At 36.5% G+C, this 22,648-nt stretch carries 28 protein-coding genes; 22 read left to right on the top strand and 6 right to left on the bottom strand.

The genetic code is table 11. From position 1 onward, the window contains the following. Positions 1-27: 27 nt before the first annotated feature. Positions 28-633: a Maf family protein gene (locus tag Q0940_RS11195; protein WP_299268487.1), complete on the bottom strand. Its 606-nt coding sequence runs from the start codon at positions 631-633 to the stop codon at positions 28-30. 125 nt (positions 634-758) lie between these two features. Between Q0940_RS11195 and yceD the strand changes: the two genes are divergently transcribed. From yceD to Q0940_RS11135, 12 genes are all read left to right on the top strand, one after another. Next, positions 759-1,298 carry a 23S rRNA accumulation protein YceD gene (gene yceD, locus Q0940_RS11190; protein WP_299268485.1) on the top strand — a complete coding sequence of 180 codons (540 nt, stop codon included), beginning with the start codon at positions 759-761 and terminating at the stop codon, positions 1,296-1,298. A gap of 33 nt (positions 1,299-1,331) precedes the next feature. After that, complete coding sequence (gene rpmF, locus Q0940_RS11185; RefSeq protein ID WP_105052541.1) at positions 1,332-1,496, top strand: 50S ribosomal protein L32; 165 nt, start codon at positions 1,332-1,334, stop codon at positions 1,494-1,496. A 21-nt stretch (positions 1,497-1,517) separates the two neighbouring features. Further along, positions 1,518-2,549 (top strand): phosphate acyltransferase PlsX, encoded by a 1,032-nt coding sequence (plsX, locus tag Q0940_RS11180; protein WP_299268586.1) that lies wholly within the window; start codon positions 1,518-1,520, stop codon positions 2,547-2,549. 27 nt (positions 2,550-2,576) lie between these two features. Further along, a complete protein-coding gene (locus tag Q0940_RS11175) occupies positions 2,577-3,539 on the top strand; it encodes a beta-ketoacyl-ACP synthase III (protein ID WP_299268477.1) in 963 nt (320 codons plus the stop codon). Between the two features lie 52 nt (positions 3,540-3,591). Then, positions 3,592-4,518 (top strand): ACP S-malonyltransferase, encoded by a 927-nt coding sequence (gene fabD, locus Q0940_RS11170; protein WP_299268474.1) that lies wholly within the window; start codon positions 3,592-3,594, stop codon positions 4,516-4,518. 31 nt (positions 4,519-4,549) lie between these two features. Next, positions 4,550-5,293 carry a 3-oxoacyl-ACP reductase FabG gene (gene fabG, locus Q0940_RS11165; RefSeq protein WP_299268469.1) on the top strand — a complete coding sequence of 248 codons (744 nt, stop codon included), beginning with the start codon at positions 4,550-4,552 and terminating at the stop codon, positions 5,291-5,293. Positions 5,294-5,455: 162 nt separating this feature from the next. Then, entirely contained in the window at positions 5,456-5,689 is a 234-nt protein-coding gene (gene acpP / locus Q0940_RS11160; RefSeq protein WP_105052546.1) for an acyl carrier protein, read from the top strand. 160 nt (positions 5,690-5,849) lie between these two features. Then, on the top strand, positions 5,850-7,088 hold the full coding sequence (gene fabF / locus Q0940_RS11155; protein WP_299268465.1) for a beta-ketoacyl-ACP synthase II: 1,239 nt from the start codon (positions 5,850-5,852) through the stop codon (positions 7,086-7,088). A gap of 74 nt (positions 7,089-7,162) precedes the next feature. Next, a complete protein-coding gene (gene pabC, locus Q0940_RS11150) occupies positions 7,163-7,975 on the top strand; it encodes an aminodeoxychorismate lyase (protein WP_299268462.1) in 813 nt (270 codons plus the stop codon). Positions 7,976-7,987: 12 nt separating this feature from the next. Next, the gene (gene mltG / locus Q0940_RS11145; RefSeq protein ID WP_299268459.1) at positions 7,988-9,040 is read left to right on the top strand and encodes an endolytic transglycosylase MltG; all 1,053 of its coding nucleotides are present in this window, start codon (positions 7,988-7,990) and stop codon (positions 9,038-9,040) included. Then, positions 9,040-9,663: a dTMP kinase gene (tmk, locus tag Q0940_RS11140; RefSeq protein WP_299268456.1), complete on the top strand. Its 624-nt coding sequence runs from the start codon at positions 9,040-9,042 to the stop codon at positions 9,661-9,663. The genes mltG and tmk overlap by 1 nt, the downstream gene beginning before the upstream one ends. Then, the gene (locus Q0940_RS11135; protein ID WP_299268453.1) at positions 9,663-10,568 is read left to right on the top strand and encodes a hypothetical protein; all 906 of its coding nucleotides are present in this window, start codon (positions 9,663-9,665) and stop codon (positions 10,566-10,568) included. Before tmk ends, Q0940_RS11135 begins: the two co-directional genes overlap by 1 nt. 113 nt (positions 10,569-10,681) lie before the next feature. On the opposite strand, the gene Q0940_RS11130 is transcribed toward Q0940_RS11135, so the two are convergent. Both Q0940_RS11130 and Q0940_RS11125 read right to left on the bottom strand, forming a co-directional pair. Then, a complete protein-coding gene (locus tag Q0940_RS11130) occupies positions 10,682-12,217 on the bottom strand; it encodes a DUF3413 domain-containing protein (RefSeq protein WP_299268450.1) in 1,536 nt (511 codons plus the stop codon). 61 nt (positions 12,218-12,278) lie between these two features. Further along, positions 12,279-12,494, bottom strand: coding sequence for a DUF1414 domain-containing protein (locus tag Q0940_RS11125; RefSeq protein ID WP_299268448.1), 216 nt, complete (start codon positions 12,492-12,494; stop codon positions 12,279-12,281). 69 nt (positions 12,495-12,563) lie between these two features. Between Q0940_RS11125 and Q0940_RS11120 the strand changes: the two genes are divergently transcribed. The 5 genes from Q0940_RS11120 to Q0940_RS11100 all read left to right on the top strand — a co-directional run bounded on the left by Q0940_RS11120 (position 12,564) and on the right by Q0940_RS11100 (position 15,092). Beyond that, positions 12,564-13,577, top strand: a complete 1,014-nt coding sequence (locus Q0940_RS11120; RefSeq protein ID WP_299268445.1) for a nucleoid-associated protein — start codon at positions 12,564-12,566, stop codon at positions 13,575-13,577. A gap of 61 nt (positions 13,578-13,638) precedes the next feature. Next, on the top strand, positions 13,639-13,866 hold the full coding sequence (locus Q0940_RS11115) for a hypothetical protein (protein WP_299268442.1): 228 nt from the start codon (positions 13,639-13,641) through the stop codon (positions 13,864-13,866). Between the two features lie 21 nt (positions 13,867-13,887). Beyond that, a complete protein-coding gene (locus tag Q0940_RS11110; RefSeq protein WP_299268439.1) occupies positions 13,888-14,319 on the top strand; it encodes a hypothetical protein in 432 nt (143 codons plus the stop codon). A gap of 40 nt (positions 14,320-14,359) precedes the next feature. Beyond that, the gene (locus Q0940_RS11105; RefSeq protein WP_299268436.1) at positions 14,360-14,884 is read left to right on the top strand and encodes a DUF1697 domain-containing protein; all 525 of its coding nucleotides are present in this window, start codon (positions 14,360-14,362) and stop codon (positions 14,882-14,884) included. Between the two features lies 1 nt (position 14,885). After that, positions 14,886-15,092 (top strand): hypothetical protein, encoded by a 207-nt coding sequence (locus Q0940_RS11100; RefSeq protein WP_299268433.1) that lies wholly within the window; start codon positions 14,886-14,888, stop codon positions 15,090-15,092. A 70-nt stretch (positions 15,093-15,162) separates the two neighbouring features. Here Q0940_RS11100 and Q0940_RS11095 read toward each other — a convergent pair whose 3' ends face one another. Both Q0940_RS11095 and Q0940_RS11090 read right to left on the bottom strand, forming a co-directional pair. Further along, positions 15,163-15,603, bottom strand: a complete 441-nt coding sequence (locus Q0940_RS11095) for a hypothetical protein (RefSeq protein ID WP_299268430.1) — start codon at positions 15,601-15,603, stop codon at positions 15,163-15,165. Positions 15,604-15,635: 32 nt separating this feature from the next. After that, entirely contained in the window at positions 15,636-15,935 is a 300-nt protein-coding gene (locus tag Q0940_RS11090; RefSeq protein WP_299268427.1) for a YciI family protein, read from the bottom strand. 168 nt (positions 15,936-16,103) lie between these two features. Here Q0940_RS11090 and Q0940_RS11085 point away from each other — a divergent pair, with 168 nt between their 5' ends. From Q0940_RS11085 to Q0940_RS11065, 5 genes are all read left to right on the top strand, one after another. Then, positions 16,104-17,525, top strand: coding sequence for a sodium-dependent transporter (locus tag Q0940_RS11085; protein ID WP_299268424.1), 1,422 nt, complete (start codon positions 16,104-16,106; stop codon positions 17,523-17,525). 239 nt (positions 17,526-17,764) lie between these two features. Further along, positions 17,765-18,364, top strand: a complete 600-nt coding sequence (locus Q0940_RS11080; RefSeq protein ID WP_299268421.1) for a TetR/AcrR family transcriptional regulator — start codon at positions 17,765-17,767, stop codon at positions 18,362-18,364. 360 nt (positions 18,365-18,724) lie between these two features. Further along, on the top strand, positions 18,725-19,594 hold the full coding sequence (yghU, locus tag Q0940_RS11075; RefSeq protein ID WP_299268418.1) for a glutathione-dependent disulfide-bond oxidoreductase: 870 nt from the start codon (positions 18,725-18,727) through the stop codon (positions 19,592-19,594). A gap of 205 nt (positions 19,595-19,799) precedes the next feature. Then, positions 19,800-20,639, top strand: coding sequence for a 2OG-Fe(II) oxygenase family protein (locus Q0940_RS11070; protein ID WP_299268584.1), 840 nt, complete (start codon positions 19,800-19,802; stop codon positions 20,637-20,639). Positions 20,640-20,804: 165 nt separating this feature from the next. After that, positions 20,805-21,143, top strand: a complete 339-nt coding sequence (locus Q0940_RS11065; RefSeq protein ID WP_299268415.1) for a DUF6172 family protein — start codon at positions 20,805-20,807, stop codon at positions 21,141-21,143. A 217-nt stretch (positions 21,144-21,360) separates the two neighbouring features. On the opposite strand, the gene ald is transcribed toward Q0940_RS11065, so the two are convergent. Next, complete coding sequence (gene ald, locus Q0940_RS11060) at positions 21,361-22,491, bottom strand: alanine dehydrogenase (protein WP_105052645.1); 1,131 nt, start codon at positions 22,489-22,491, stop codon at positions 21,361-21,363. Positions 22,492-22,648 lie beyond the last annotated feature (157 nt).

Below are 22,648 nucleotides of genomic sequence, written 5' to 3'. Positions count from 1 at the left end.
AATTAATCCTTTATCTATATTTGTCACCTAAGATTGAGTTTGTTGCTGTAAAACGGAATAACCGAACTTATCTAATAAGCTAACTAGTTTTATTAATGGTAAGCCAATCAGTGTATTTGGATCTTCGCCCACCAATTTTTCAAATAAACAAATCCCTAGAGCTTCACTTTTAAAGCTTCCTGCGCACTTGTATGGCTTCTCAGCTAATAAGTACGCTTCAATCTCATCTAAGGTTAGTGGTTTAAAGTAAACTTCAAATGGTTCAACTAAAGAGTGAGTTTCTCCTGTTGTGCTATTGGTCACCGCTAGACCGGTTAAAAAGGTGACTTTATTACCAGAGAAAGAAGATAGCTGTTTAATGGCATTTTCGTGAGTGTGCGGTTTACCTAATATAGTGTCATTAAATAAAGCGACTTGATCTGATCCGATGACTAGCGCATTATCGTGTCGGTCGGCAACAGCATGTGCTTTTGCTACCGCTAAACGTTCAACTAATTGATAGGCTGTTTCATTAGGTAGAGCAGTTTCATCTACTTCTGGTTTATCCGTTAGGAAAGGTAAGTTAAGCTTGTCTAAGATTTGTTTTCTAAATTCAGATGTAGAACCTAGAATGATAGTTGGTTTTTTTTTCATAAATCGCTCAAAAAAATAGCAAAGTGGCTAATAAGTAAAATATTTTGAAGAAGTTTAGCTTTTTTTACACTTTCATACTATTTTCTTTTGACTATGTTGCTCAGTAACTATAATATGCGCGCCCTATGCAAAAGATGAAAATTCCAATCTCAATCGAACCAGCAAAAGCTGCGTTAAAACGAATGACCATTAACGGTATTATCGTTAAAGGTGAATTGTCTCGTTTAGCTGAAGTGGCTGATGTGTTAGATGAATACTTGGACGTAGCTATAGAATGTGGTATTGATCCACAGGAATTAGTTTTCGTTCGAGGCAATGTAGCTGCCAATCTTGAATTGCGCTGTCAACGTTGTGGCAATGGTATAAAAACAAATGTTTCGGCTGAGTTTTTATATACACCTGTACGTCGTGGTCGGGCTGCTGAAGAGAGCGAAGAACAGATACCTGATGCATACGAAGAAATCGAGTTAAATGAATTAGGCGAAGTTAACCTTATTCAATTGGTCGAAGACGAATTAATGCTGGCGTTGCCTATTGTAGCAATGCATGAACCAAACGAATGTTCGATTACAGAAGACGACATGATATTTGGGGAGTTAGCGCCAGAAGCAATGGACCAAGAAAAATCTAATCCATTTGATATATTGAAACAATTAAAGAACTAATTTAATAGTTAAATAAGAACTAGGAGACGGCTAATGGCAGTTCAAAAAAGTAAGAAATCCCGTGCTAGACGTGGCATGCGTCGCTCACATGATGCATTAACTACTGAGCATTTATCTGTAGATCAAACGACTGGTGAAACTCACCGTCGTCATCATATGACAGCAGACGGCTACTACAAAGGCCGTAAAGTAATATAAAGTAAGTTTAGGCTGCTTTATATTATGCGTGATATTCGAATTGCGCTAGATATGATGGGGGGCGATTATGGCCCCCGATCTACTATCCCCGCAGCTATTAAAGCTGTTGATTCATATCCCAATTTACATCTTTTTCTTTGTGGTCACTCACAGAGTATTCACACCTTTCTGAATAAACATAATGCATTGGCACATCCAAGGTTAACTATTGTTCATACTGAGCAAGTGGTCAATCAAGATGAACGTCCAGATCTCGCATTACGTCGAAAACCCAAATCTTCAATGCGTAAAGTTTTAGAACTTGTTGAACAAGAACAGGCTGATGCTTGTGTTTCCTCTGGAAATACCGGTGCTTTATTAGCAATGGCTCGTTATGTGTTAAAAACCTTGCCCGGAATTAAACGTCCTGCATTAATTAGTGCTTTGCCTACCTATGAAAATGAAAAAGTATTTTTATTAGATTTAGGCGCTAACATCCATCAATGTGCTGATACTTTATTTCAATTTGCGGTTATGGGCTCTGTTATGGCAACAGAAGTCGAGCAAATAGAATCCCCAAGAGTCGCTTTATTAAATGTTGGTTCTGAAGACACAAAAGGCAGTAAACATTTAAAAGATGCGGCAATCAAACTCAATAACTGCAAAGAAATCAATTATGTTGGTTTTGCTGAAGGAAATGACATATTTTCTGGTAAAGCAGACGTAATAGTATGTGATGGATTTGTTGGAAATGTGGCATTAAAGACAATTGAAGGGGTTTCTAAACTTATATTGTCTAAAATAAAAGCACTTAGCGAAAAGTCATTTTTGAGCAAAATCCTAGCAGGAATGCTACTTCCAGGTATTAAAAAGCTATTTTCTAAAATGAACCCCGACCAGTACAACGGCGCGAGTCTGGTAGGATTGCGCGGAATCGTTGTCAAGAGTCATGGAAACGCATCTTCACAAGCATTTTTTAGTGCGATAAAAGAGGCGGTTAAAGAGGCTCAACGTCAAGTTCCCCATAAGATTAAAGATAAGGTGGAACAAGTTCTCAACGACGAGAAAAAATAAGAATAATCTAAGACGTAGAGAGGGTGCATGTTTTCAAGAATAGCAGGTACTGGTAGTTACTTTCCTAAACAAGTACGTACCAATAAAGATTTAGAAGAAATGGTTGATACCAACGACGAATGGATCCAAGAACGTACTGGCATGAAAGAGCGTCGTATTATTGGTGAAAACGAAACCGTTGCAACCATGGCTGTTGAAGCGTCTAAAAAAGCTATTGAAGCCGCTGGTATTGACCCAAGTGAAATAGATTTTGTTATTGTTGGCACCACAAGTCATGCTAGAGCATTACCAAGTGCAGCTTGTGAAGTTCAACGCGATTTAGGTTTAACCTCAGGTATCCCAGCAATGGACGTTGCTGCGGCATGTTCAGGTTTCTGTTACGCATTAAGTGTTGCAGATACTTACATTAAAGCGGGTAAAGCTAAAAAAGCATTAGTTATTGGCGCAGATTGTTTAAGCCAAATGATGAGCCCAGAAGACCGCTCTATGGTGATCTTATTTGGTGACGCCGCCGGAGCCGTTATTTTAGAGGCATCAGAAGAACCTGGCGTATTATCTACTCACATCCACTCGGATGGAAATTACACTGAATTATTACAAGTCGCTATGCCGGTTCGAGGAGATGAAGCTTCAGTTCATACTTCTTGGGGGACAATGGAAGGCAACAAGGTATTCAAAGTTGCGGTGACTAAATTATCTCAAGTGGCTGATGAAACACTATTAGCAAACAATATTCAAAAATCAGATATAGATTGGTTGATACCACACCAAGCCAATTTACGAATTATTTCAGCGGTTGCTAAAAAACTGGATATGTCCATGGATCAGGTTGTTATCAACCTTGACCGATTTGGTAATACTTCAGCAGCAACGGTTCCAACAGCACTGGATGAAGCCATTCGTGATGGACGAATTCAGCGCGGACAAACCTTATTATTTAATGCATTTGGCGGTGGTTTCACTTGGTCGTCTGCATTAATTAAGTACTAATAGTAAAAACTAGAATTAGAAATTCATAAACCTAAATTAGAGAAGTGTATAAATGAGTAAAGCAATTATTTTCCCAGGTCAAGGCTCTCAGGCTGTTGGCATGTTGTCTGATCTTTATGAAAATCATCAAGTTGTTAAAGATACCTTTACCGAAGCTAGTGATGCACTTGGTTATGATCTGTGGGCATTGGTAAGTGAAGATGCCGAGGGCAAATTAAACCAAACTGAGTTTACTCAACCTGCGTTACTGACGAGTTCAGTTGCTGTTTGGCGTGCTTACTTAGAAAACGGCGGTGAAAAACCAGCGTTTTTGGCCGGTCATAGCTTAGGCGAGTATTCTGCTTTAGTTTGCGCCAATGTATTTTCTTTAGCTGACGGAGTTAAGTTAGTTGAAAAACGTGGTCAATATATGCAACAAGCGGTTCCTGCTGGAACTGGGGCGATGGCTGCTATTATTGGTTTAGCTGACGATGCAATTGCCAAAGCATGTGAAGATGCAGCACAGGGGCAAGTAGTTTCACCGGTTAACTTTAATTCACCAGGTCAAATTGTAATTGCTGGTAATAAAGAGGCTGTGGAACGTGCAATGGAATTATGTAAAGAAGCCGGTGCTAAACGTGCATTACCTTTACCTGTTTCTGTGCCGTCTCATTGTGCATTAATGAAACCTGCCGCTGAGCAATTAGCTAAAGATTTAGAATTATTAACATTTAACGAACCGACTATTTCGGTTGTTAATAATGTTGATGTTGTAGTAGAAACGTCTGGCGAAACTATAAAACAAGCGTTAATAAAACAATTGTATAGTCCGGTACGTTGGACTGAAACCATTCAGTTTTTTGCAGCTGAAGGCATTACACAAATGTTGGAATTTGGATCAGGCAAAGTATTGTCAGGTTTAGTGAAACGTGTCGATAAATCAGTGAGTTGTTCTTCAGTGAATGACAGCGCTAGCTTAGATGCAATAAATAATATTTAAGAACATATATTAAAAAATTATAGGAATTAACATGTCTTTATTTAGCTTAGAGGGCAAAGTTGTTTTAGTGACAGGTGCCTCCAGAGGAATTGGTAAAGCGGTAGCTGAAAAATTAGTTGCCATGGGCGCGAAAGTAGCTGGAACAGCAACGTCTGATAATGGCGCTGGAAAAATTTCAGAGTACTTAGGTGACAATGGTAAAGGTTATACGTTAAATGTGACGGAATCTGAATCTATTACTAACGTATTAGCCGCAATTAAAGCCGACTTAGGTGATGTTGATATTTTGGTTAATAATGCAGGGATCACTAAAGATAACCTACTTATGCGTATGAAAGACGATGAGTGGAATGATATTATCGACACAAACTTAACGTCCATCTTCCGCTTAAGTAAAGCTGTATTAAGACCTATGATGAAAAAACGTCATGGTCGCATCATTAATATTGGCTCTGTAGTAGGTACAATGGGCAATGGCGGCCAAGCAAACTATGCGGCAGCAAAAGCCGGTGTTATAGGTTTTTCAAAATCTCTAGCAAGAGAAGTTGCATCTCGTGGAATTACAGTTAATGTAGTAGCACCTGGATTTATTGATACGGATATGACTAAAGCGTTAGATGAAGGTCAACGCGCAGCAATATCAGATCAAGTTCCAGCAAACCGTTTAGGTGAGCCAGATGAGGTTGCATCTACTGTTGCATTCTTAGCGAGTAATGAAGCTGCGTATGTTACAGGTGAAACCATTCACGTAAATGGTGGCATGTATATGGTATAACCGTCGAAATCGTATTGATTTTGATGGAAAAGTAGCCGAATCGCTCCTGTGAGGTTCGACCACCGACATAAAGTAAATAATAACTTGAATACGCGGTTAGCAGTAATTAAACTAGCCGCATCAAAATTTAAAATTTATCTTTTTATTGATAAGGAAAATAAGATGAGTATTGAAGATCGCGTAACAAAGATCGTTATAGAACAACTTGGTGTTAAAGAAGAAGAAGTAAAATCAGAAGCATCTTTTGTTGATGATCTAGGCGCTGACTCTCTAGACACTGTTGAATTAGTAATGGCTCTTGAAGAAGAGTTCGACACTGAAATTCCAGATGACGAAGCAGAAAAAATCACAACTGTTCAATCAGCTGTAGATTATATCAAAGCACACGCTGAATAATTGTATAATTGTTTTTAAAAGGCAGCTTTGGCTGCCTTTTTTTTCATCTTACATTTGTTTTATTAATTTAAAATGTAGCATTCATAACCATTGTATTAATGAATTTATAAGTAATACCAATTTATTAATACAATTGATAAGAAAGTTTAGGAGAGTGTTTGTGTCAAAGCGTAGAGTTGTTGTGACCGGTATGGGCATGTTGTCACCAGTAGGGAACGACGTACAATCATCATGGGCAAATTTGTTGGAAGGTAAAAGTGGCGTTGATTTAATTACTCACTTTGATACTACAAACTTCGGAACTAAGTTTGCTGCAATGGTTAAAGGTTTAAATACCGAAGATTACATTGCACGTAAAGATGCAAAAAAAATGGACTTGTTTATTCAATACGGTCTTATCGCAGCTATTCAAGCACTTAAAGATTCTGGTATTGAAGTAACTGAAGAAAATGCATATAGAATAGGTGTTGCTATCGGCTCTGGTATCGGTGGTCTTGGCTTAATTGAAGAAAATCACACTAAGCTGATGAATTCAGGTCCTCGAAAGTTATCACCATTTTTTGTTCCTTCTACCATTATCAATATGATCTCTGGTCAACTTTCTATTATGTATGGTTTAAAAGGTCCTAATATCTCTATTACAACGGCTTGTACAACAGGCGTTCATAATATTGGTCAAGCGGCTAGAATGATCTCTTACGGCGACGCTGACGTTATGGTAGCCGGTGGTGCTGAAAAAGGCTCAACTCAGTTAGGTATTGGTGGGTTTGGTGCAGCTCGTGCTTTATCTTCTCGTAATGAAAGCCCTACAGAAGCAAGTCGTCCTTGGGATAAAGACCGTGACGGCTTTGTTTTAGGTGATGGTGCAGGTGTTATGGTTGTTGAAGAATACGAACACGCTAAAGCTCGTGGTGCGACTATTTACGCTGAAATCGTTGGCTTTGGTATGAGTGGAGATGCTTATCACATGACATCGCCGCCAGCTGATGGTGACGGTGCAGCACGCTCTATGATGAACGCGATTAATGACGCACAAATAAATCCTGAGCAAATTGGTTATATTAATGCCCACGGTACATCAACACCAACGGGTGATAAAGCTGAAACTGCAGCGGTAAAACGCGTATTTGGTCATCATGCTGGTAAAGTAATGGTGTCTTCATCTAAGTCGATGATAGGTCATCTTCTAGGTGCGGCAGGCTCTGTAGAGTCTATTATTACGGCAATGAGTTTAGTTGAACAAAAAGTAACGCCAACAATTAACCTTGATAACCCAGATGAAGGTTGTGACTTAGATTACGTACCTCACACGGCTCGTGATGCTAAATTGGAATATGCTCTGTGTAATTCATTTGGATTTGGCGGAACAAACGGTACTTTGCTATTTAAAAAGATGTAACTTAATACATTATTAAGATGAAAGATCTTCATTAATTTGATACAAAAGCCTATCCAAATAGTTAGGCTTTTTTTATGTCATTTTTTTGCTTTGATCACAATATTAATAAAACCTCCATAGAGAGTGAATTTCAGCACCAAAGAAGTTTTTTATACGGTGATGGTCACTTTACTACGATGAAAGTTGTAGATGGTTTAATTCAGTTTTTTTCTGCTCATTTAGCTCGTTTGCAACAAGCAAATGAACGGTTAGATTTTAATGATATTAACTGGAAATTATTAGAGCTGGAATTACGAAAGCTTGCAGTACAAATGGAACTTGGCTTTATAAAGGTACATTTTAGTCGAGGTCATTCAGTGCGCGGGTATGGTCAATGTGCCAATATTAATACTAATATTTTTGTTTCTAGTGATGAATTGTCAGCGCCTTTTATAAAAGAAACCCAACAACCAAAACCAATTGCATTAACCCAATTAACAACTCAATTAGGCTTACAACCTCTACTTGCAGGTATAAAGCACTGTAATCGCTTAGAGCAAGTATTGGCGTCAGTGGAGTTAGAGAAAACGATATTTACGGACGGGCTAGTTGCTGACATTAACGGTAATTTAATAGAGACAACCAAGGCTAATGTTATCTGGTATCAAGAAGGAAGTTGGTATACACCATTATTAAGTAATGCCGGTGTCAGTGGCGTTATATTAAATCAGCTACTAGAGTACAATAATATTATTACAATAGAGAAAAATATTAATGATGTCATTCAACAAGCTGAAGCCGTATTCATTTGTAATAGCTTAATTGGTATACAGGCAGTTTCAAGCATTGATGATAGACTATTCAATACTGAATTGAGTTCGCAACTTATGCGAAAAATAATTTTATAAAAGAAGTAACAAGTGCCTAAAAATTTAAAATTCAATAAAAAATTTCTGTTCAACGTCGCGTTATTATTCTTTGTATGCTTGTTTATTATAGCGCTTGGCGCATTAAGAGTTAGTTACACTCAACCGATTGTTTTATCTGACGCTAAACTGATCCATATAAAAGAGGGCGACTCGCTTAATTCAATATGCCATCGGTTAACAGAAGATGGCTTTATTAATGACTGTATTGGCGTGAAAGTCCTTTCTAAAATAGACAGTCGTATTGGCCAAATCAAAAAAGGCGTTTATGCGCTCAGCCCTAATACACCTTTAAATGAATTTGTTGCAAATTTAAACGAAGGAAAAGAGCAGCAATTTCCTTTTACTATACTTGAAGGCGAAAATATTTATCAGGTGCTGACTAAGTTAGATTCAACTGTATTTTTGGATAACGACTTAGAGTCCGACTCATTAGCAGAGATATCTAAAAAACTATCTTTAGTGACAGATACCCCCGAAGGATGGTTATACCCAGACACTTATTATTATTCTGCATATACTAGTGCGTCTGCATTATTATCCCGTGCTGTGGTTAAGCAAAAAGAAGTATTAACTCAGCTTTGGCAACAAAAACAATCTGACTTATTAGTTAAAACGCCTTATGAAGCACTTATTCTGGCATCTATTGTAGAGAAAGAGTCGTCTTTGGCTTCTGAACGTAAACTTATTGCGTCTGTGTTCCACAATAGATTAGTAAAAAGAATGCGCTTACAAACCGACCCTACCGTTATTTATGGTGTATGGGACGAGTATAAAGGCGATATTACTCGTAAACATTTAAAACAAAAAACAGCTTATAATACCTATCGTATTAACGGCTTACCGCCAACACCAATTGCTAACCCAAGTCAGGCATCAATTGAAGCTGTGTTGAATCCGGCGGTTACTGATTATTATTATTTTGTCGCATCAGGTACAGGTGGCCACGTATTTAATACAACATTGGCAGAACACAATAAATCAGTGCAAGATTACTTAAAGCAAATGAAGCTGTTGAAAAACGACACATCAGAAAAAGGGCAGTAATGAGTAAGTTTATCGTTGTAGAAGGATTGGAAGGTGCAGGTAAAACAACGGCATTAGAACTGATCAAACGTTTACTATCAGATCAAGGTATAAACTTTACTACCACTCGGGAACCCGGTGGAACTCCGCTTGCTGAAAAAATGCGTGATATTGTTAAATCTGAAACTGAAGAACTACTAACACCAGAAGCTGAATTGTTATTAATGTACGCAAGTCGTATTCAATTGATTGAAAATGTAATTAAACCTGCGTTAAATGATGGTAAATGGGTGTTGGGTGATAGACACGATATGTCTTCACTTGCGTATCAAGGTGGTGGTCGTCAAATAAGCCAAGATTTAATTATGCCGATACGTAATGCGGTATTAAAAGGCTTTGAACCAGACTTAACCATATTAATGGACTTAGATCCTAAAATTGGTTTAGCCAGAGCCGCAGCTCGTGGAGTGCTAGATAGAATTGAACGTGAACAAATAGAATTTTTTGAACGAACTCGTGCGGTCTATTTATCGTTAGCTCATAATAATCCTAAAGTGATTGTTATTGACGCATCAAAAGCATTAGAAGACGTACAATCACAAATAACCAAAGAACTAACTAACTGGTTAAGTGCAAATAAATAATGATAAATACCAGCTCAGACATATTGTCATTACCAAAACAGCAAGAACTGTTAGCACATGCTTACATTGTTGAAGGTATAGATATTAATAAACGTTTGACCAATATATTAGGTCTTGCAAAAAGTTTATTATGCCAAATGCAAAGTACTCATGCTAAGTCTGAGGTTGGTAATTACTGTGGTCAGTGCCATAGCTGTAATTTATTTGATGCAGATACACACCCAGACTTTATGCTAGTGAATGAAGAAAGGGGCACAATAGGTATTGATGATGTTCGTAAAACCTCTGAGTTTTTATCAAACATGTCACATTTATCAGGCAATCAAGTTATTGTATTAGAACACGCTGAAAACATGACAGAAAATGCCAGTAACGCGCTGTTAAAAACGTTAGAAGAGCCCACCAATAAAAGTTTTATATTTTTACTGTGTAAATCTAAAGCTGTGCTATTACCGACTATTTTAAGTCGCTGTCAGTTTATTCAAATTAAAAATAAATCCAAAGAACAACTAAAAGCTATTTATCCAGATTTAGCGGATTATATTATTGGCTTTTCAAACAATTCAGAAAGTGAATTGGAAAGTTGGGTGGAAGAGCAAAAATTAGAAGAGTTTACTGAGGTTTATCAATTATTTATTCAGTGGCTTAAAAATCAAGTTCCAAGCTTTGTGTTACTTAATAAAGTGGTAACTAAACCACTAATGTCTTCATTCTTACTTTATTTAATAGAGAAACGAATAAGGCAGTTAATGCTCAAATCTGCAACAACAGGTAATGCTGCAAATGCTATGGCGGCATCAAGATTGTTGACCGACTTTAATCACACGGCAACATTGATAAAAGGGCAGAATAAATCGTTGGCAATGTCAGAGTTTTTAACGTCAATAGAGTCATTAGTTAGGTAGCTGCTAAATAAACTAAGTAACAGCTACATAAGCTAAATAAATAAATAACTAACTTAGTAAAAGATATAAAGCCGTATTTATAGTTTTTCCTTACTCGGTATTTATTTTTACGTCTAATGTTCCAGTTGAACTTTCAGCTTAATTTCTTTCTTTTCTGAATCACTTGGCAGAACTTCTTTTTCTTTTTTCAGTTTTATTCTTTTACTTGTCAACTTGGTGATAGCCGCTTGTATGGTTTGTAAGTCTAACGGCTCTCTAACTGGCTCAGCATTAGAAAATGACACATTGGAAACAAGCTGACCATGTTCAAACAACATACTCTTATCTTTGTACAGAATACTAAATAAACCCTGATGGAAATTAGTGAAAATATAATCATACGTTATGTCATTAATCGCACTGTCTATTAAGTTTTCTTCAACATACATAGGGCAATCTAACTGTTCTTTAACATATGAAGCAATAATATTTTGCGGTGCAATTGGAATATTATTAAATGGTTTGAAACCAACTAATATTGCTTTGGTTCTATAAAAAGGTAAGTCGTTTGTTTTGTCATAAAATACATAAACTCGACTCGTTTCAGATATTGCAGATTGTTGCTCAACGTCATAAGTCCCTGCATGCACTTCTATCGCAATCTTATTTGCACCAAGTTGTTGATTAATATCTAAACTGGTTTGATGTTCCATATGATTATATAAGCCAGGTAAACCTGTGGTGAAGTTAAACATTGCTGTATCAAAATCAGCCGGAATACTAACTTGGTATGAGCTTTGATAATCTATATCGAACCCATTTAACCACTGTCTAATTGCAGAAAAATTAGATATATCTACAAGGTGAACCGACAGATTGTTTTTGTCGGTAATGTCACAACTTACCTTAGTAAAAGGCATTATAGTAAAGCCCGATTTTGACACGTCAGCTTGTTGAGATTTATATGTTTTGTACTTGTTTAAGTCCATCAACTCGTATTTAGCTAACAGAGTTCTTGCTGTTAATGGGTACGACACTGGGAAAATATTGTTTTGTTTGGCTATATCGGCATTGAGCGTAGCGTCAGACCACATATGCATCATGTGGCTGATAAAAAAGATAGTAACTAAAGTAGTTGAGATCCCATTTTTATATTTGAAGTTTTGTAATTGATGAATGCGCTTCCAAGTTAAGTTACTCATGGCAAATTGATAAGCCAATATAGCAACTAAAACAACCAGTAATAACACCCAATAAGCATTACCTATGTGTGCGACATAAAAGTCTTCAACTTCACGTAGTTGCACCAATGATGTTGCTGACAAGTGATAACCTAAACCTCTAAATGATAATACATCTAAAAATAGTAAAAGTTGAAAGCAGGTTGCCATTACAGACGAGAACCCACGAATATGATGTCTGTGTGGGAATAACGCAATAATAGGGAATATGGTAAGGATAAAGCAGCTGATGGCTAAAAATGAAAAATGGCCAATCCAGTTAACGCCTAAATAAACCCAACCTAAAAAAGTCTCAGGTAGTTGGGAAGGTGAGAGATAGAAAAAAGAAAATAACAAAGCCAACAAAATATTGGTAAAAGTAAACCAGTGTCCCCAAGACAATAAGTTAAAAGGGCGTTCTAATTCTTTCATGTTAGGAATTGTAATCAATTATTCAATCTCTCATTTAACACTATGGAACTAATTACTTAAAATTAGTTACTCATTGACGCTAGCCTTTCATCGAAGCTAGGAGGGCATCGGAAAAGCTTTTAGCAATAGCCGCTTTTTGCTTTGGTGATACATTATCGTCAATAACGTTACTAACTGTATTTCCTAAGGCAATTAATGCAAGATCTACAGGTGCTTTTTTAGCTTGAATAACAGAAATTATCTCTTCGACTAAATTATTAATCTCATCGTTAGTGTATTTTGATATGATTGGCATAATATTTTTGAACTGCGTTGTATTTAAATTAACGCAGATGCTAACACAATATAATGATTAGGAAAAACCATGTCACTAACGGTTAACCAGTTTTCAATCGCTTTTTATGAAAAAAAAGAAGATACCGACTTTTCTACCAAATGGGCGGTAATGACAGATACAAGTTTAGAGAAATCTAATCAGTTTGTTGAGCAACTACATAATGTCTACAACGCAAAGCCAAGTAAGAGCTATGCGGCATTTAGTGAAGAGAAAAACACTGCATTCTCTCAAGGTCTACATAGTTATTTAAATCAAGAAGTTGCCTTTGATCATGTGTCTAAAGAAACCTTACAGATATTTCAGGCAGAATTAGAAAAATACGAATTCCAAGAAACCGGCTATTTATTACTAATCGATTATGAATACGTTTCTACCCGTTATTTTATGGTTGGTGTAGTTAACTTAACTGAGCATTTCTCTATTGATACAGAATTTGGTATTCAACGTGCTCGCCATTTAGATTTAACTAAAATTCAATTAGCAGCAAGAATAGATGTTAGTAATTTATTGCATGCTAAAGATGACTTAAAAGCGATCTCCTTTATTAAAGGACGAGCTGGACGACAAGTTAACGACTTCTTTATGGACTTATTAGGCTGTACGGAAACGATTAACGCTAAAGTTCAAAGCAAAGAGTTGTTAACGGCGATTGATGACTTCATGTCTACAGAGTCTATGGCGCAAAATGAAAAGTCAGAAACACGCGAAAAAGTATTTGAATACTGCAGTGAAAAAATCTCTAGTGGCGAAGATGCCGATATTTCTGGACTTAATGAAGCCTTATCTGTGGTATCAGACAATGAATTTAAAGACTTTATATCTCAGCAAGAGTACAGTTTCGATGACAAGGTAACGCTTGATAAAAGTACTGTGCGTAAGTTAGTTAAGTTATCTGGTTCTGGTGGCGGCGTGTCGGTTTCATTTGACCGCACATTACTAGGTGATAGAGTGAATTATTCGCCGGGTACAGATACATTAACCATTAAAGGTGTACCGGCTTCGTTAAAGGCACATTTGTTAAATGAATTTGGTTTGGAATAAGCCGCGCTTATTACTTGAATTCAATAACGTAAAATTAAATATGAGTAGTGAAAACTAAATTATGAAAAAGATCATAAACCTTAGAGCTAAGCTTAATCAAAAGATCAGAGATAAAGCCATTAGCAAAGCCAAAACTCGTATTGTTTTGGCTGGCAAAGTCCCTGAAGATTTTGACGAAGAACAATTAGAGATCATCGTCAAAGAAGAAGAAGAACTGATCATCAGTAATGCCAAAGGTAAAGGTTTATTGGTATTAGCTTCTTTATTGGGTTTGTCTTTGTGGAGTTGATGATGGAGGTAACAGAAGCTTATGTTTAATCAGCTATTAAAATGGACATTAGTAATTTCCATTTGGCGTAAATATAAAAAGCACATAGGTATCACTATTATCTTGATATTGGCGTTGTTTTTAACCTCGTTAGTACACCAAGATTTTGTTAATTACAGCCTAGTTTCTGATAACTCCAGTCTAGGTTTGTCTTATCTTGTTAAGTGGCTGGTGTATTTAGTTTTAGTTAGCGTTTATTGGTTTAGCGTTGGTAAAATTAATGAAAATGCCAGTAAAGATTCAGATCTGCATAAAAAGATGAAGGCGTCTAAACAACGAAAGCCTAAGTCAACAACATTAGATCAAGAAGACTCAAACGAGCCAGATCCTTTTGCTAGTATCAGAGGCAAAAAGACACTCAGATCAAAAGCCGATATAGCCCTTGAAAAACAAAGTAAAAATCCCAAGGTCTAAAGCAGAGCCAAAAAGAGAGCAAAGGCATTAAGGAACAAAAATGCAAACATTTGTTATTTTATTAAGAGGAATAAATGTAGGCGGTAATAACCTATTACCAATGAAATCCTTAGTGCCGCTTTTAACCGCCAGTGGTTATCAAAATATTTCAACCTACATTCAAACGGGTAATATTGTTTTAACGTCAAACAGTGACACCAATCCAGAACACGACATAAAAGCATTGATAACAGAACAGTTTGGTTTTACACCGAACACTTTTGTTATCCAAGCCAATAAATTCAGTAAGTCTGTAGCCAATAATCCATATCAGAGTTTTGAAGGTAAATTTGTGCATTTTTACTTTTGTCAGCAGGATATAAAGCTAAAAATGGACAATGTAGATAAATGGTTATCAAGCACAGAAACCTATTATGTTGAAAATAATATATTTTATTTACATGCACCAGAGGGCATAGGTCGCTCAAAGTTAGTGGCCAATATCGAGTCTTGTTTGGGGCAGCCAGCAACTGGGCGTAACCTAAATACGGTAAAAAAAATTACAACCATGATTGGAGGCAAATAGTATGGGATTTGATAAGTTTAGAAATCGTTCAATTAGAACTGGGAAAGGCATTTTAGGTGTGTTTTCAATTTGTGTGGTTGGTGTCGGTTTATTTATATTGATAGCCAGTTTATACAATAAAAGCGAATTTAACGTTAGCGCATTAGTTGCCATTATTTTGGGCTTAATTGGTTTTTATGTTGCCATGACCAGAAAGGTAAAAGAGTAGGCAGCAAGACAGTAATAAAATCAGCCCTTTTAATTTAGAAATTAAAAGGGCTAGTGCAAATATTTACAAGCTAATAAAAATCAAACTTACTTAATTGTTTTAACTCATTAATACGTTGGATTGTCATATAAACCTGACACTCTTTAGACATATTAACGGCACTTTCAACATCAGGTAAAAATGTTAAGTACTGCCATTTACAGTTTTTATTCTTAAACTGCTCAAACTCTTCACTGGATTTTTCAAATAAAGAAAGTGCATCTCTACGACCCGTAACTTCCCTGATTTTTGTCTCCATATCTGTTTGCCATGTTTCTAACTCTCGTTTTTTAGTAGACAAAACACTATCCAAACAAGTGGAATAGGTGACATTGTCGGAAAACTTACTCTGACAATGTTTAACTTCAGGTATATCAAAACGACTCACATCATTTGCATTCAATGTATCTGCTTGCGCTGTTGTATTAATAAATATTAATACACTAAGAAGTAAAAACTTTTTATAAGACAATATTAATTCCCTACTAATTTGGGGTTAAATGTTTACGGAAATACTTTTTTAAAAGGCTTAACAAGCGAACTTTCATAAACACCGGCATCAAGGTATGGATCTGCATTAGCCCATTGTTGTGCATCTTCTAACGAGTCAAATTCAGCAACCACTAATGAACCGGTAAATCCAGCTTCACCTGGATTTTCTGCATCAACCGCTGGTAAAGGCCCTGCAAGTAATAAACGTCCTTGAGATGTTAATTCATGCAAACGAGCCAAATGCTTTTCTCGTGTTTGCATTCTTAAGGCTAGGCTATTTTCAACATCTTGTGAACAGATCATGTAATACATTTTTAGATAATTCCTGTTTGAGTTATTTAATTTTTGTTATTTAACTGGATATTGCAACATTTGAGCTGAAAATCAAGTGTAGAGGAAGACAGAGTTTAAATTACTTGCTAGCATGCGCTGCAGAAATTTATTCATAACAATAATAACATTTACTTAAAGGAAGCTTGTATGAGTGCTGAAAGAGAGCATTTTTCCTCAAAACTTGGTTTTATTTTAGCTGCAGCTGGCTCAGCTGTAGGAATTGGTAATCTAGTTGGATTTCCAGTGGCAGCCGCAAAAAACGGTGGAGGTGCATTTTTAATTATTTACGCATTATTCGTGATCTTAATTTGTTTACCTATCATGATGGCAGAAATGTCAGTTGGTCGTCATACCAATAAAGACCCACTTGGCGCATATAAAAGTATCTCTAATAATGATACCAAATGGAAGATAGCTGGATTGATAGGTGTATTAACACCATTTATGATCGCATTATTTTATATGGTGATCACAGTTTGGATATTTGGTTATCTTTACCACGCCGTTACTGGCGACTTAGCTGCTTTAGCTGACCCTGATATGTTTGGTAAATTTGTTACTAGCAATTCATTATTTATTTACATGATAGCGGTTGTAGGCATTACCGGTGTTATTTTAATGAGTGGCGTAAAGCAGGGGATTGAGCGCGCAGCAAAAATTCTAATGCCTTCGTTATTTGTTCTCTTAATATTATTGGTTATCTACGTATTAACATTAGATAACGCCTTTGCTGGTGTAGCTTTTTACTTAGTCCCTGACTTTTCTAAAATTAACGGTACGGTAATAAGTTCAGCTTTATCACAAGCTTTCTTTTCTTTGTCATTAGGTATGGGGATATTAGTTACTTACGGCTCATACATCAGTAAAAAACAAGATATTGCAGACTCGTCAAAACTCGTTGCGTTAACAGATACAAGTGTGGCTTTTGTTGCAGGCTTGATGATCATGCCTGCTATATTCAGCTTTAACCCTATGGTTGACCCAGACCAATTGAGTGAATCATCAGTTAATTTGATTTTTGTTTTATTACCAAAAATATTCTTGTCACTACAAACAGACATTGGTTACTTTGGGGCAAGCGCAATTGCATCAGTGTTTTTCTTATTAGTATTTTTTGCTGCTATTACGTCTTTGGTATCTATTATTGAAGTACCAAACTCAGCATTAATGGATGGTGCAAAAGTTAGCCGTAAAAAATCACTGGGTTACTTGGCTGTGATCATGGTGTTCTTAACGGTATTAACGTCAATGTCATTTGGTATGTCAGAGGGGCTTACTAACTTAACTCATTACGCTGGCGCATCTAAGTCCATGTTTGATGTGATTTACGATGTATTTTACGACACCATATTGCCATTAAATGGTTTATTAATATGTTTGTTTGTTATGTATCGCTGGAAGATGGCTAACTTCAATAAAGAGCTATCAGAAGGGTTAGAGAAGGGAAAACACAGTATTTTGCTTAAGTACTCTGACATTGCATTAAAAACCTATATTCCAGTTATTTTAGCGATTGTGTTTATTAATACAGTGGCGTCGAAGTTCTTTGGTTATAAATTGTTATTTTAATTAAAGCTAACGCGGATTAACTAAAGAGTACTTAACGCCAATCAATTGATTGGCGTTTTTTTATCTATTGATACTAAATACCTGTTATCTCTTACTTATTTTTTTCCTGTTAAATAGACCCCACTGATAGTCATAAAAATAAACGTCTAAGCTTAGTCACATGGGGATTAAGTAGTAATTGACTTAGTCTTACTGAAAGGTATAATTTGCCCAATCCCACTATGTTCTTGAGAGCTAAAATGGCTACAACCAGAAGACAATTCGATAAAGATGAAGCGCTAAATGCGGCAATGAAAGTTTTTTGGCGAAAAGGTTATGCCAGCTCATCTCTTGCCGATTTAACTAAAACGATGGGTATTAATAAACCAAGCATGTATAGCGCGTTTGGTAACAAAGAAGCCTTGTTTATTAAAGCTACCCAGCTTTATATTGATACCATCATTGAGCCAACCGGCGAGCTACTTGCGATAAAAGAGTTACCTTTAAAAGAACGTTTACGCAATTATATGATGACGGCTCTAGCTTTACAGTGCGATCCTAATAATATGAAAGGTTGCTACTTAGCGTTTTGTCGTTCAGAAGTAAGCACTGGTGAAATACCAACGCAAGCTGAAAATATGCTTAAAGAATTTGATGTAATTCCACCACCTGCATATATAGATTTATTCAAAGAAGATCCTGAGTCTATTGAATTAGGCTTAGACAAAAGAGCCTATGAAAATGCAATGGCTGTATTTACAATCCTAAAAGGCACAGCGTCAATGGCTCGTTCTGGTGTTGATAAAGCCAGCCTTGAGTTTTGTATTGATAGTGTAATTGCCGGGATTGGGCTTAAATAAATTCATTTTTCTACGCCAAACTGGCTTTTTAAAAGGCCAGTTTTTTTAGTTATTTCTATTCACTTTAAATTTCATCTGCGTGATCCTAACTTTTAGCAATATCTAAGAGCTTTAACTTTTAAAACTTATCTCTCATTATTAACGTTTAATATTTTTAAAGAATAACAGGGACAGCCATTTTTAATCGCTTTGCTTTTGTCTGATGTGCGTGGTCAGAACACAAAACGTAGATGTAAAGTTAATGATTTATAATTGCTACCTCTGTGAATAATTCATTAATATAATTGGTATATCTTGTTTTTCATTTTCTCACCCTCACTTACAGATGACATAAATGTACATTAATTAGGACTTTTTATAATGACAGATAAAACATATACACCAGAGAAAGTATGGAAGTGGAATAGTGAAAATGGCGGTAAGTTTGCCAATATTAATCGTCCTATCTCAGGAGCTACTAGTGAAAAACCATTAGCTCATGGCAAACATCCTTTTCAGTTATATTCTTTAGCTACGCCAAACGGCGTCAAAGTCACCATAATGTTAGAAGAGTTATTGGAGCGTGGCATTAAAGGCGCTGAATATGACGCGTATTTAGTTAATATCATGGAAGGGGACCAGTTTGGTTCTGGCTTTGTTGATGTTAATCCAAATTCTAAAATTCCAGCGTTAGTTGATAACAGCACTGGCGACAATACACCTATCTTTGAATCTGGCGCAATTTTAATGCACTTGGCTGAAAAGTTTGATGCCTTTTTACCAACAGAGTCAGTTGCTAGAGCTAAGTGTTTATCTTGGTTATTCTGGCAAGTTGGCAGTGGCCCGTTTTTAGGCGGTGGTTTTGGTCATTTTTACGCTTACGCACCAGAGAAATTTGAATATCCAATAGAGCGCTTCACGATGGAAGTAAAACGCCAGCTTGACGTATTAGACAAACACTTAGCCAACAATCAATTTATGTGTGGTGATGATTACACTATCGCAGATATGGCAATTTGGCCTTGGTATGGTGTGTTAGTCCAAGGTGGTTTGTATGAAGCGGCTGAGTTCCTAGATGTTAAGTCTTATAAAAACTTAGTGAGATGGGCTGATCAAATTGCCGAGCGACCAGCGGTTAAGCGCGGTATTAAAGTTAATAAAAGTTGGGGCGAACTAGACGAGCAACTACATGAACGTCATGATGCGTCTGATTTTGAACTAAAAACACAAGATAAATTAGAAAAAAGCTAAGACAATAAATAAAAAATCAAAGGTAAACAGTCCTTAATCTAATTTAGAGATGTCCTTTGTTTGTTCAAGCAGAATATAATATTTATATTCTGCTTTTTTATTTGCCGAACAAGGTTTTTATTATCACAACCAAGATCAAAATAATAAAAGTTACTTTTGCTTAATTAACCTCTATAATTCGCCCGTTAATTAAGCTTGGAATATAATTATGTTATCTGTTGTCGATTATACTGCTGAAAACGCAGCTCTTGAATTTGTTACCTCGTTACACGAAACGGGTTTTGGCGTATTAAAAAATCATCCTATTCAAAAAGAATTACTTGAATCTATTTATAAAAATTGGGCAGGTTTCTTCGCATCAGATGAAAAATTTGATTATCAATTTAATGTTGAAACTCAAGATGGTTTTTTCCCAACTACAGTATCTGAAACAGCCAAAGGTAACAGTTTAAAAGACATCAAAGAATACTTTCACTATTATCCTTGGGGTCAAGTTCCTGCAGAATTAAAGCAACAGCTTGCTGATTATTACCAACAAGCTAATACGTTAGCGGCGACCTTGTTAGATTGGGTTGAAAAATATTCTCCAGCGGACGTATCAGCAAAGTTCTCAATTGCCTTATCTGAAATGATCGCCGAAAGTGAAAGAACATTATTGCGGATTTTACATTATCCACCAATTACCGGTGATGAAGAACTCGGTGCAATCCGAGCCGCAGCTCATGGTGATATTAACCTTTTAACGATTTTGCCTGCGGCAAATGCTAGTGGTTTACAAGTTCAGTTAAAAGACGGTACTTGGTATGACGTGCCTGGTGATTTTGGTTGTTTAATTGTTAATATTGGTGACATGTTGCAAGAAGCGTCTGGTGGATATTATCCGTCAACCATTCACCGAGTGATCAATCCAGAAGGGCAAGACAAAACGAAATCTCGTATTTCTTTACCTTTGTTTTTACACCCAAATGCCGACGTGGTTTTATCAGAACGTTATACTGCAGATGAATACTTGCAAGAGCGTTTACGTGAGTTAGGTGTAAAATAACGGGGTTAACTTTAGCTCGTACTATAAATGGAACAATAGTAATTTAATTTATTGTTCCATTGATTGTATTTAAGGCATGTAAATTCATGTCTTTTACAATTTATTCGCGTATCATGCACGCCATTACTCAGATCTCAATCTGAACGTTATCTTTTTAGGAATATCATGAAAAAAACATTTGAACTTGTACACCCAAAAATCCAACCAGCACGTATGGTTGACTCAGTTAAACATGATGTAAAAAAATACTTAAGAAGAGAACGTAATAAACAAATACCTAAAGACGCAGATTTTTGGGATTTTGATGTTAAGTTTGGTTTAACTCAAGAAACGTCTGAAGTTATCCGTTTAAGCGAAATCAATAAATCTATTGATACTGCCGTTGAAGGTGGCGCTACCTCTTTTTATATAGAGATCATTGCTAAACCTGGCATTCGCATTATTCAAGAGCCAGTGTTTGATGAAGACGACATTGAACCAGAATTTGTTAATGATGAAGATTAACTGTTGATTTAAAAATAACGGTATTCAAGCAGTAAAGAACAGGTTTATATAGCCTGTTTTTTTATGCCTGTTTTTCATGGAAACACATAAACAGGGAATGGGCTCTCTTACTTGAAAACACATCCAAAGTTATAAACATAAAAAAATCCCGTTTGCGTTAACAAACAGGATTTTTATACTACTTACAGCTTACAGCTTACAGCTTACAGCTTACAGCTTACAGCTCTAATGCAGCAGCAGCATCCATATATTCTAATTTTAATGTATCGCCTAATGCATCAACAACGGCTTTATAGGTTACTTTACCTTTATGAACGTTAAGACCATTTAATAAATGCTTGTCTTCTAGCATTGCACGTTTAGGGCCTTTGTTAGCAAGTGCTAAACCAAATGGCAATGTTGCATTGTTTAATGCGATAGTTGAAGTACGAGCAACACCACCTGGCATGTTAGCAACACAGTAATGTACAACGTCATCAATAACATAAGTAGGGTCTTGGTGAGTCGTTGCTTTTGCAGTTTCAAAACAACCGCCTTGGTCAATTGCAACGTCAACAACAACAGAACCTGGTTTCATTGCTGCAATGTGAGCTTTGTTGATTAATTTAGGCGCTGCTGCACCTGGAATTAATACCGCACCAATAACTAAGTCAGCGTTTGCACTGTATTCTTCAATTGCATCAACAGTAGAAAATACTGTTTTTACACGACCGTTGAAGATATCGTCTAATTGACGTAAACGAGGTAGAGAACGATCTAAGATAGTCACATCTGCGCCCATACCAACCGCCATTTTAGCTGCGTTTGTACCAACAACACCGCCACCTAACACTAATACTTTAGCTGGCGCTACACCCGGTACGCCACCTAATAAAGTGCCGCTTCCGCCTTGGGCTTTTTCTAAGTTATGTGCACCAGCTTGAATAGACATACGGCCTGCAACTTCACTCATAGGAGCAAGAAGAGGTAATCCACCAGTATGATCAGTTACGGTTTCGTAAGCGATACAGGTAGAGCCTGAAGCAACTAACAATTCAGTTTGAGTAGGATCTGGTGCCAAATGAAGGTAAGTATATAAAGTTTGACCTTCACGTAACATTTTACATTCGTTAGGTTGTGGCTCTTTTACTTTAACGATCATTTCAGCTTGAGCGAATATGTCAGCAGCAGTTGCAAGGATAGTTGCACCAGCTTCTTCGTATTGTGCGTCAGTAAAACCAATTGCCGTACCGGCATTTGTTTCAACAATAACTTGGTGCCCATGAGCAACAAATTCTTTTGCAGAGGCAGGAGTAAGACCTACACGATATTCATGGTTTTTAATTTCTTTAGGTACGCCAACGATCATTTTAAGTCTGCCTTTTATAGTTATTTGTAATTGCGTGGCACAAACATAGTGTAATGTGCATTTTATTTTATGCGAGTATATGTGTAAGTAATAAATATTAAATACTGTATTTTTAGCTTTTACAGGATATTATTCTGTTACCTATTGCTTACTGAGT

The organism is uncultured Psychrosphaera sp., assembly GCF_947500655.1.
In the GTDB taxonomy this organism is placed as follows: Bacteria; Pseudomonadota; Gammaproteobacteria; order Enterobacterales; family Alteromonadaceae; genus Psychrosphaera.
The sequence above is the reverse complement of the archived record's forward strand: the minus strand, read 5'-3'. Positions and strand labels throughout refer to the sequence as shown.